The following is an 11,095-nucleotide window of genomic DNA, read 5'->3' on the forward strand; positions in this document are numbered from 1 at the left end:
CGACAAGGAAAATTTTACCGCCGCGCCACGGGGAGAGGACTGCATGCAGCGTTACGAGCTGACGGCGGGAACATCCGCGAAGTTCTGGGAGGCCGGAGCCGAGGACAGCGTTCTCATCGTGAGATTCGGCCGGATCGGCACGCAGGGGCAGTCCAAGACGAAGAGCTTTCCGAGCGCGCAGGCGGCCCAGGTCGAACTCGACCGGCTGGTGCGGGAGAAGACCGGCAAGGGCTATCGCCCGGCGGGTGAGGCCGCGCCGGCCGGACCGGATCCGGCCTCCGGAGCGGGCGCCGCGGCGACGGGCAACGCCGCCGCATCCCCGGCGGCCGAAGCTCAGGTCGCCGAGGCCCGGTTCGCTGAGACCGGGACCGCCGGGACGTCGCCCGCCCCCGCCGCCGGCGCGGAGGCGCGCCGCGTCCCGATCTTCACCGGTACGCCCCTGCCCACCCGCAGCCGGCCCGGCGCGCCCCTCGACGCCGCCGCCGACTGGGCCGCCTTCGCGGCGCGGATCCGCCCGCTGCTGGCGGCCGCCCCGGACGAGGCGCGCGCGCCGGCCGAGGCCCTCGCCGCCCGGCTCGACAGCGCGCCGCCGGCCCTCGACCCGGACGAGGTCCGCGCTTGGCTGGAACAACTCGAGGCGGCCTGCCCGGCGCTGAGCCAGCGCCCCTGGGGCGCCAAGCCCGGACCGCAGGGGCCGGCGGCCCGGGCGGCGTTCACGCATCTCGCCCGCTGGCTCGTGGCCCGCTCCGGCACCGGGGGGACGCTCGTGGCCCTGCTCGACCGGCTGCGGCCCCGTCCCTCCGGCCGCTACGGCTCGCTCCCGGTCTCGGCCTGGGACATCCCCACCACCTTGGGTCTCCGGGCGGCCCTGGTCGCCGCCCCCGAGGCGGCGTACGCGGAGGCCCTGGACGCGGCCCTCCGGCTCGCCGCTTCGGACCCGGAGCCCACCCTCGCCCGCTGGCTCGCGGTGATCTTCGCGGACGACCGGCCCGGCGCCGACCACGCCCTCTCCGCCCGCGCGGTGCTGGCGCGCTGCGACCCGCCCGATCCCAAGGCCTACGGCAATTCCCACGTCGCCCTGCCGCTGATCGTCGACCTGCCGCCCGCGCAGGCCGCGCCCTGGTACGCCGCGCCCTATCACCGGGCGACGCTGGCGACTTGCGATGTCGGGGCCGAGGAGGCCGCCGCGACCGTGATCGCCGTCGCCGACGCGGCCGGCGAGCCGGCCACCCCCGGCCTCGTCTGGCTCCTGGAGGGGGCGGTCGGCCCCGAGCGCACGATCGTCGCCCGGGCCCTGCTGGAGACCCGCGCCGCCGACGCCCTCGACGCGCTCCTGCCCTTCGTGGGCACCAAGCTGGTCCGCGACGCCCTCGATGCCGCCGACGCGGCCTTCCCCGACTGGATGCTGCGGGCCTATCTGGGCGCGCTCCAGGGCAAGGGGGAGCCCGCCTACGGCCCCAGGGCCGTGACCCTCGCCGCGCGCCACGGGCACGAGACCGCCCGCGCCTGGGCGGCGGCCGAGGGCGGCCGGGGCGCGGGGCGCCTGGACCGGCTGCTCGCCGCCGGCAGCGCGCCGCAGGCGGCCCCCGAGGCCCTGCCGTCCGTGCTCCGGGATCCGCCCTGGCGGCGGCGCGGGGCCGCGCGCGCCCGGTCGGAACGGGCGGTGGCGCCGATCCCGACGCCCTTCGCGCACGGCTTCGACCCCGACGAGGCCCTCGACCGCAGCACCTTCTACTTCGAGGCCGGGACGCTGGTGGAGTCCATGACGGACCTCGCGGCGCGGATCCGCGCCACCGAGGCGGAGGCGCTCTACGACATGCCGATCCCGCCGCCGGCCGAGCCCGTGCCCGCCGCCGACGCGGATCCGGCCACCGCCCTGGCCTGGCTCGACCGCCGGCTCGACCTGGACCGCGACGCGTTCACCGGCTTCTTCTACTTCAACTACGGGCCCTGGTTCCGGATGGTCGGGTGGCAGCCCGAGCCCCTGGCGCTGATGCTGTGGGAGAAGACCGGGCCGCAGCGCGCCCACTACGTCGCGTGGCGGCGCACCATCGCGGTGATGCTGTCGCGCTTCGGCGCGCGGGCCGTGCCCGGCCTCGTCCGCCTCGTCGCGGCGGATCCGGCGCAGCTCCTGCCGGAGGTCGAGCCGGTGGACGCCGCCGACCTCGCCCCGGTCGCCGCCCGGGCGTTCCACCGCACCCGCAAGCTGCGGCCGGCCGCGGCCGCGTGGCTGCGCGCCCATCCCCGCACCGCCGCGCTGCGGCTCCTTCCCGAGACCCTCGGGGCCGCCGGCCCGGACCGCGACGCGGCCGACGCGGCCCTGCGCTTCCTCGCCGCCGAACCCGCGGGGCGCGCCGCCCTCGACGCCGCCGTCGCGGCCTACGCGGAGCGGGATCCCGGCGTGCCCGGGGCGGTGGCCGCCGGCGTCGACAGCGACCCGCTGGAGCAGGTGCCGTCCAAGCCGCCGAAGCTCCCCGACTGGGTGGTCCCCGCCGCCCTGCCCCGCCCGGTCCTGCGGAGCGGCGGCGCCCTGCCCGACGCCGCCGTCACCGCCCTGTGCGAGATGCTCGCCTTCTCCGACCCGCTCGCGCCCTACGCGGGCGCCGCGCAGGTCCGCGCCGCCTGCACGCCGGAGAGCCTCGACGCCTTCGCGGTCGCGCTGTTCCAGTCCTGGATCGCCGCCGGCGCCAAGGCGACGGGAGAGTGGGCGATGCAGGCGCTCGCGCTGATCGGGGGCGACCACGCCGCCCGCGACCTCACCCGGCAGATCCGCGCCTGGGGGCAGGCCGGCCTCAAGCCGCGCGGCAAGGCCGGCATCGCCGTGCTCGCCGGGATCGGCACCGACGTGGCGCTGATGAACCTCAGCGCCATCGCCGAGAAGAGCCCGCTGCTGCAACTGCGCGAGGCCGCCCGCGCCGCCATCGTCGACGCCGCCGAGGCCCGCGGCCTCGACGAGGTCGACCTCGCCGACCGGCTCTCCCCCGATCTCGGCCTCGACGCGCGCGGCGGGCTGGACCTGTCCTTCGGGGAGCGCCGGTTCCGGGTCGGCTTCGACGAGACCCTGAAGCCCGTCCTGCGCGACGCCGAGGGCCGGCGGCTCGCCGCCCTGCCCCGCCCGACCAAGGCGGACGATCCCGAATCCGCCAAGGCGGCGTCCCGGCACTGGGCGGCCCTGCGCAAGGACGCGGAGGCGGCGGCCGGCCTGCAGATCACCCGGCTCGAGGCCATGCTGGCGTCCCAGCGCCGCGTCGCCCCCGGGGTGTTCTGGCCGTTCTTCGCCGCCCACCCGCTGATCCGCCACCTCGCCGGGCGGCTCGTCTGGGGCCTCTACCCGGACGCCGCGCCCGCGACGCCGCCGGGGCACGTCTTCCGCCTCGCGGAAGATCTCTCGCCGACCGACGCCGCGGACCACGCCCTCGCCCTCGACGTCGCGGCGGCCGAGGGCGTGGTCGGCCTCGTCCACCCCCTGCACCTCGACCCGGAGGAACGGACCGCCTGGAGCGGCCTGTTCGCCGATTACGAGATCGCCCAGCCGTTCCCGCAGATCGCCCGCGAGACCTTCGCGTTCACCGAGGCCGAGCGGGGCGCCGCCGAGACCCACCGCTTCGACGGGGTCCGGGTGGGCGGCCGCCGCCTGCGGGGGCTGCGGCCCCAGGGCTGGTCGACCGACACGGGGAGCGAGCACGTCCATGCGGTGCAGCGCCCGGTCGCGCTGCCCGACGGCACCCGCCTCGTCGCGGTCCTCCGATTCGAGGACGGGTTCTGGCACCGGCCCGGCCCGGAGGGCGACGGGATCCAGACGCTGCGGACCCTGACCCTGTCGGAGACCGGCTGGCGCGCCGCGGCGACCCACCGGTTCGGCGACCTCGACCCGGTGACCGCGAGCGAGGTCCTGCGGACGCCGAGCCTGCTCGCCGCTGCCGGCGACGCGTGAGAGGGAGACAGGCCATGGAACGCTACGAGCTGGTCGAGGGCAGCGCCGCCAAGTTCTGGGAGGTCGGCGTCTCCGGCCCGACGCTCACCGTCCGCTTCGGGCGCCTCGGCACCCAGGGCCAGAGCAAGGACAAGACCTGCGCCGACGCGGCCGCGGCCGTGAAGGAGAAGGACAAGCTCGTCCGCGAGAAGACCGCCAAGGGCTACGTCCGCGCCGACGGCGCGGCTCTCGCCCCGGCGCCCGCCCCGGCACCGACCGCCGCCGCCCGGAAGCCCGCCTCGGTGCAGGCGTCCGGGCCGGCCGGCGAGACGGTTGTCGAGCGAGCCGCGGAGCCGGCCGCCGCCCCGCCGCCGGCCGAGGCCCCGCCGGAGCCCGTCCCGCCCCCCGCCCCGGCCGCGGTCTTCGCGGCGGTGCCGCTGCCGACCCGCCTGCGCCCCGGTCCGCGCCCGGACGCGGCGGAAGCCTGGCAGGCGATCGCGGCGCCGCTGGCGGCCGCGCTCGGCGATGCCGAGGCCGCGCGCCTCGCCGGAGCGCCGCCGGACCGGGACGGCCTCGCCGCCTGGCTGGACGCGATCGTCGACGCCGCGGAGGCGCGCCGACAGGGGAATCCGTCCCGGGCCGCCACCGGCGACGCCGTCCTTCGAGGGGCACTGGAGGCGGTCCTGCGCTACGCCGTGGCCGAGGGCGGGACGGAGGCCGTCGCCCGGCTGGCCGACCGCCGCCGCCCGACCCCGAAGACGCCGCGCGCCTACCAGCGCCTGTCCTGGGCCGAGCCGCTCCACCTCGCCCTGCGGGCCGCCCTCGTGCACGCCCCGGAGGCCGATTACGACGCCGCGGTCGCGCTCCTGAACGCCCGGATCGCCGAGGACCACGACTGGCCGGCGGCCTGCGCCTTCGCGTTCATCCTGGCCGACGACCGGGCCGCCCCGCACCCGCTCCAGCCCGTCGCGGTGGTCGAGGCCGCCGCGTCGGCGGGGATCGACGTCACGGCCGAAACGGCCTACCTGCCGCTGCTGGCCGACGCGCCGCCGGAAGCGGTCGCGCGCTGGCGCGCCAAGCGCAGCTACCACCTCTACTTCGTCTACTGCGCCCTCGACGCGGCCGAGGCGGCCGCGACCCTGCTGGCGGTGGCCCGCGCCGCCGGGCAGCCGGCCCTGCCGGCCCTCGACTGGCTGCTGCACTACGCCCTTGACGAGCAGCGTCGCACGGTCGCCCTGGCGATCCTGTCGACGGGCGAGGCCGGGGCGCTCCCGGCCCTGCTGCCCCACCTCCACGAGAAGCCCGTCGCGGCCGCCCTCGACGCGGCGCTGGAGGCCGATCCCGCCGCGATCCTGCCCCGCTGCCTCGCGGCCCTCGCGGGCGGCCGGTCCGAGCCCGCCCTGCGCGCCCGGGTGAACCGGGCGCTCGACGCCCACGGGCTCGACACGGTCCGCGGCTGGCTCGCGGCGTCGGGCGGGCGCGGGGCCGGCATCCTCGACGCCCTGGCGGAAGCCCGCGCGGTGCCCCTCGCGGAGCCCGCCGCCTGGCCGCGGGTGCTGCGGGACCCGCCCTGGCGGGCCAAGGCCCGGACCCGGGACGACCTCGTCCTCGCCCTCGCGCCGCTGCCGACGCCGTTCGCCCACGCGGTGCCCGAGGTCGCGCCGAGCTACTGGCGCGCGCGGAACGCCGTCACCCTCGACGGCCCGGAGGCGCTGCGGGCCTTCGTGGCGGCCGCCGAGCTTTCCCATCCGACGCAGGGCTGGAGCCGGATCCCGCCCCCGCTCTCCGAGCCGCCGCGCGACGATCCGCCGGCCCTGATCGCCTGGGTCGCCGGCCGCGTCGCCCAGATCGACGAGGCCTGCCATTACTGGGCGAACTCGCCCTATCGCCAGCTGGTCGGCAGCCTGGAGCGGCAGCCCGAGCCCCTGGCGCTCGCCCTCTGGGCCCAGTCGCGCGTCGTCGCGGGATGCTTCCACGTCTCGCAGTGGCCGGAGATCGTGTGGGCGATGCTGTCGCGGTTCGGCGAGCGGGCGATGCCGGGCCTCGTCGGGCTGGTCGAGGCCGATCCGGTCGGGCTCCTGCCGGCGGTCCTGGCGGTGGACGATGCCCGCCTCGCCGGGCCCGCCGCCCGCGCCCTCACGAAGCTCAAGAAGGCCCGCGAGCCGGCCCTGGCCTGGCTGCGCCGCCATCCCGAGACCGCCCTCACCCGCCTCTTGCCCGACGCCGTGGGCCGGCCCGGGGCGCTGCGCGACGCCGGCGAGCACGCCCTGCGCGTGCTGGCGCAGGACCGGGCGGACGGCCGCGCCATCATCGCTTCCGTGGTCGCGCGCTACGCGGACCAGGCACCGGACGTGACCGAGGCGGTCGCGCAGGTGCTCGACCGCGATCCCCTCGCCCGCGTCCCCGCCAAGGTCGGCAAGCCGCCCGCCTGGGTCGTGCCGTCCATGCTGACCCGGCCGCGTCTGCGGGACGGGACCGCCCTGCCGGACGCGGCGATCCTGACCCTGTGCGAGATGCTGTCCTTCACCAACCCGGACGCCGTCTACGCCGGCGTGCCGATGGTCCGCGAGGCCTGCACCGAGGCGAGCCTCGCGGCCTTCGCGTGGGACCTGTTCTCCGCTTGGATCGCCGCCGGGACGCCCTCCAAGGACGGCTGGGCCCTGCGCGCGCTGGGCTGGTTCGGCACCGACGCCACCGCCCGCGACCTGACCCGCCTGATCCGCCGCTGGCCCGGCGAGGCCGCCCACGCCCGCGCGGTCACCGGACTCGACGTGCTGGTCGACATCGGCACCGACGTCGCGCTGATGAACCTCAACGGCATCGCCGAGAAGCTGAAGTTCAAGGGGCTCCAGGAGAAGGCCCGCCAGAAGATCGCCCAGCTCGCCGAGGCCCGCGGCCTCACCCCCGAGGAACTGGCAGACCGGCTCGCCCCCGACCTCGACCTCGACGAGCGCGGCGGCCTCGACCTCGATTTCGGCCCCCGCGGGTTCCGGGTCGGGTTCGACGAGACCCTCAAGCCCTGGGTCCGGGACGCCGCCGGCCAGAGGCTCAAGGACCTGCCCAAGCCCGCCAAGGCCGACGAGGCCGGCAAGGCCGCGGCGGCGGTGGCCCGCTGGGGCGCCCTGAAGAAGGACGCGCGGGCCGTGGCGAGCCTGCAGGTGGCCCGCCTGGAGGCGATGCTCGCCGGCGCCCGCCGGGTCCAGCCGACGGTGTTCGGCCCCTGCTTCGCCGCGCACCCGCTCGTGCGCCACCTCGCCCAGCGCCTCGTCTGGGCCACCTTCGCGGATGCCGACCCGCGGACCGGTCCGGGCCTGACCTTCCGGGTGGCCGAGGACCTGACCTTCACGGATGCCGACGACGCGCCGCTCGACCTCGACCTGACCGGGGCGGCCCCGGGCCTGATCGGCCTCGTCCATCCCCTGCAGCTCGACACCGGGGCGCTGGCGGCCTGGGGGGCGCTGTTCGGCGACTACGAGATCGTCCAGCCCTTCCCGCAGCTCGCCCGCGAGACCTACGCCTTCACGGAGGCCGAGGCCGCCGCATCGACCACGAGCCGCTTCGCCGGGACCGTCGTGGAGGCCAACCGCCTGCGCGGCATGGCCGCCCGGGGCTGGCCCCTCGGGGCGCCCCAGGATGCCGGGGTGGTGTGGTGGATCGAGCGCGCCGTGACCTTCCCGGGCGGCGCGGCCGGCCAGGCGTCGCTGACCTTCTCGGAGGGCCTGTTCACCGGCGCGGTGGAGTTCGAGGACCGGGAGCAGACCCTCGGCGACCTGACCCTCGGCTCGCCCTGGAGCAGCCGGTCGGATCCGGGCCAGCGCACCTTCGGCGAGCTCGCGCCGGTGACGGCGAGCGAGCTCCTGCGCGGGCCGAGCCTCCTCGCCGGGACGCGGCTGCGGTGAGCCTCGACCCGGTCACGCGCTGGCGGCTCATCCTGGGCGAGGCGGCGGATTCCGCCTGCGCGGGGGCCGGCTGCGCCCTCTCGGGCGATGCGGCCGCCATGGATCAGGCGCTCGACTGGCTCTACGGCCGCGACGCCGAGGGCGCGGCGCGGGGGGAGCGCCGCCAGGGCGGGCGCGAGGGCTCGACCCTGACGGTGCCGGGCTGGATCAACGCGGTCCACACGCTCTTCCCCCGCGAGACGATCGAGCGGCTGGAGCGCGACGCGATCGAGCTCTACGCCATCGACGACGTGGTCACGAACCCCGAGGTGCTGTCCCGGGTCGAGCCGAACGAGACGCTGCTGAAGGCCGTCCTGCGCACCAAGCACCTGATGGCGCCCGACGTGCTGGTGATGGCCCGCAGGCTCGTGCAGGAGGTGGTGCGGCAGCTGATGGAGCGGCTGGCGCGGGACCTCGCGGTGGCGTTCTCGGGGGTGCTCGACCGGCGGCGCCACACCCGCCTGCCCGGCGCCCGCGACCTCGACCTGAACCGGACGATCCGCGACAACCTGCGCCACTACGATCCCGAGAGCCGGCGGATCACCGTCGAGCGGCTGCACTTCTTCGCCCGGAACCGGCGCCAGATGCGGCCCTGGCAGGTGATCCTGCTCGTCGACCAGAGCGGGTCGATGCTCGATTCGGTGATCCACGCCTCGGTGATGGCCGCCTGCCTGTGGAAGCTCCCCGGCATCCGCACCCACTTGGTCGCCTTCGACACGGCGGTGGTGGACCTGACCCGCGACTGCGACGACGCCTGCGAGCTGCTCATGAAGGTCCAGCTCGGCGGCGGCACCGATATCGGGGGCGCCGTGCGCTACGCGGCCGGGCTGATCACCGCGCCGGAGCGGGCGATCGTGGTCCTGGTCTCCGACTTCTACGAGGGCGCGAGCGAGGCCGCCCTGGTCGAGCAGGTGCGGGCGCTCTCCGGCCAGCGGACCCGCGTGCTGGGCCTCGCGGCCCTCGATTCGGAGGCGCGGCCCGCCTACGACCGGGCGATGGCCCAGCGGCTCGTAGCGGCCGGCGCCGAGATCGGCGCGATGACGCCCGGCGAGCTCGCCGGCTGGCTCGCCGCCGCGATCCGGGCCTGAGCGGCGCCGATGGCCCGCCCCGACCTCCGCGCGCTCACGGATGACGGCCTGATCCAGCTCGCCAATGCCGGGCTGGTGAAGCGGGCGCTGCGCGAGGTGGCCGCCGGCCAGGGGCCGGACCTCGCGGAGGCCGGGGACGGCACCGTCGAGGCGCGCTTCGCCGACGGCACGGTCACGCGGCTCGGCCCCGGCCGGCCTCCCGGCGAGGCCAGCTGCACCTGCCCGGCGAGCGGGATGTGCCGGCACCGGGTCGCCCTCGTCGTCGCCTACCGGGCCGCCCCGGTCGCGGACGGGCCGGCCGACGGGACCGGCGATGGGGGCGGCGATGGAGATCCCGAGGGTGCGGCGGTGCCGGCCGCGGCGCCGGTCGCCTGGGATCCCGGCACCCTCGACGGCGCGGCCCTCGAGGCGGGGCTCGGCGGCGCCGCGGCGGCGGAGCTGCGGCGCCTCCTGGCGGGTGGGATCACGGTCGGGCTGGAGCGGGGCGCCGTCCCGGCCGCGCGGCTCCCGACCGCGACCGTGCGCTTCCTCGTGCCCGACGCTGTCGGCTACGCCCGCTGCGACTGCGCGGCCGGGGGCGGCTGCGCCCACGTCGCCCTGGCGATCCGCGCCTTCCGGGATTCCGCGGGCGCCGCCGAGATCCGCCTGGGCGGCGCGGCCCCGGCCGGAGCGGAGGCGAAGCTGGCGGAGACGGACCTCGCGGAGGCCGCCGACCGGGTGGTCGCCGGCCTGCTGGAGGCCGGGGTCGTGTCCGGACCGGAGGCGCACGGCGCGGCCCTCGTCCGGCTCCGGCGGGCGGCCGAGAGGCGTGGCGCCACGCAGCTCCTGCTGGCGGAGGCGGATCTCGACGGGCAGGTCGCGGCCTATGCCGCGCGCCACGCCGCCTACGACGCGGCCGTCGTCCTGGCGCTCGCCACCGAACTCCTCGGCCGCGTCCAGGGCGGTGAGGCCGCCCTCGGCCTCGGCCAGCCCTACGAGACCGCCATGGGCAAGACGCGCCTCGTCTCCCTGGGCGCCCGGCTCCTCGCCCGCGGGCGCGGCGCCACCGCCCGGGTGGCGCTGGCCGACACCGATACCGGCGCGCTCTTGGCGCTGGAGCGCGCGTTCGCGCCGGGCGAGGCCGAGGCGGATATCGCGGCCGGCCTGCCGGGGCGCCTCCTGAGCCCGGGCCTGTCCGTCTCGGGCACCGGCCAGGGCCAGATCCTGACCAGCGTCGCGCGGCGCCGGGCCGACGGGCTCCTCGCCCTCGGCCAGGGCGCGCGGGGCCGCACGGCGCTGCTGCCGCGAGACGCCCTGGTGGCCCTGCCGGCCCCCCTGGCGGCGCGGGACGTCCCGTCGATCCTGCGCCGCCTCGCCGACCGGCCGCCCGTCTTCCTGCGCCCGCGCGACCGGCTGGAGGCCTTCCACGTCTTCGCCGTCGAGGCGGTCCTGGGACAGGCCTGGGCGCCCGGCGCCCAGACGTGGCAGGCCGCCGTCGCGCTGCCGGGGGCGGGCGGCACGCTGTATCTCGCCCGCGCCTACGACCCCGCCGCGCCGCACGCCCTGGACGCCCTCGCGGGCGCCTGCGCGGGGCGCTGGGGACCCGTGCGGCAGGTCGCCGGCCCGGTGCGGATCGCGGACGGCACCCTGGTCTGCGATCCCTGGTCGGTGTCGGTCGATCGGCTCGTCGTGCCCGACCTCGCCGTCCCCGACGGCGCCGGCCACCCGATCCCGCCGGCGCCGGACCTGGGGCCGGCCACGCTCCTCGACGAGGCGGCCGCGCTCCTGGCGAACGCCCTCCATGCGGGGCGGCGGGCCTTCGCGGCCAGCGCCCGCGCCGGCGGCGCCGACCTGGTCGCACGCCTCGCCGCGACCGGCTATCCGGCCACCGCCGCGCGGCTCTCCGCCTTCCTCTCCGCCACCCTGGCGGCTCCGGGCGCGCAGTCCGAGCCCTTCGCCCGGGCCGCCCTCTGGGTCGCCGCCATGCGCGACGATCCCGGGCCGGAAGAGGCCTGATGAGGCCCGATCACGGAATCGTGCGCGCGCGGTTGCCCCCTCGGTCCCGCTGGGGCAGGTTGCCGCGGCTTCGGGCGCCGCGATTCGCCGGCCGGCCCGTCCCGGTCGTTTCGCGAGGAGCCCGGATGCGAGGACCCGTCGACCGTCGCGCGCGCGCGACG

General features: G+C 77.8%; 4 protein-coding genes. All 4 read left to right on the forward strand.

Annotation, left to right across the window (positions count from 1 at the left end; all coding sequences use genetic code 11):
* Positions 1-43: 43 nt before the first annotated feature.
* From BMY19_RS19260 to BMY19_RS19275, 4 genes are read left to right on the forward strand one after another with little or no spacing between them, the layout of a single operon-like run.
* The gene (locus BMY19_RS19260; protein ID WP_100252629.1) at positions 44-3,934 is read left to right on the forward strand and encodes a DUF4132 domain-containing protein; all 3,891 of its coding nucleotides are present in this window, start codon (positions 44-46) and stop codon (positions 3,932-3,934) included.
* Positions 3,935-3,948: 14 nt separating this feature from the next.
* Positions 3,949-7,812, forward strand: coding sequence for a DUF4132 domain-containing protein (locus BMY19_RS19265; protein ID WP_100252630.1), 3,864 nt, complete (start codon positions 3,949-3,951; stop codon positions 7,810-7,812).
* Entirely contained in the window at positions 7,809-8,939 is a 1,131-nt protein-coding gene (locus BMY19_RS19270; protein WP_100252631.1) for a VWA domain-containing protein, read from the forward strand. The genes BMY19_RS19265 and BMY19_RS19270 overlap by 4 nt, the downstream gene beginning before the upstream one ends.
* Positions 8,940-8,948: 9 nt before the next feature.
* On the forward strand, positions 8,949-10,934 hold the full coding sequence (locus BMY19_RS19275; RefSeq protein ID WP_100252632.1) for an SWIM zinc finger family protein: 1,986 nt from the start codon (positions 8,949-8,951) through the stop codon (positions 10,932-10,934).
* The last annotated feature ends 161 nt before the right edge of the window (positions 10,935-11,095 follow it).

It is taken from the genome of Methylobacterium sp. UNC300MFChir4.1 (genome assembly GCF_900110155.1).
Classification (GTDB): domain Bacteria; phylum Pseudomonadota; class Alphaproteobacteria; order Rhizobiales; family Beijerinckiaceae; genus Methylobacterium.

What these genes read in the sequence shown, in the direction of transcription:
- BMY19_RS19265 (WP_100252630.1), top strand. Translation starts at nt 3,949, where the DNA reads ATGGAACGCTACGAGCTGGTCGAGGGCAGCGCCGCCAAGTTCTGGGAG.
- BMY19_RS19275 (WP_100252632.1), top strand. Translation starts at nt 8,949, where the DNA reads ATGGCCCGCCCCGACCTCCGCGCGCTCACGGATGACGGCCTGATCCAG.
- BMY19_RS19260 (WP_100252629.1), top strand. Translation starts at nt 44, where the DNA reads ATGCAGCGTTACGAGCTGACGGCGGGAACATCCGCGAAGTTCTGGGAG.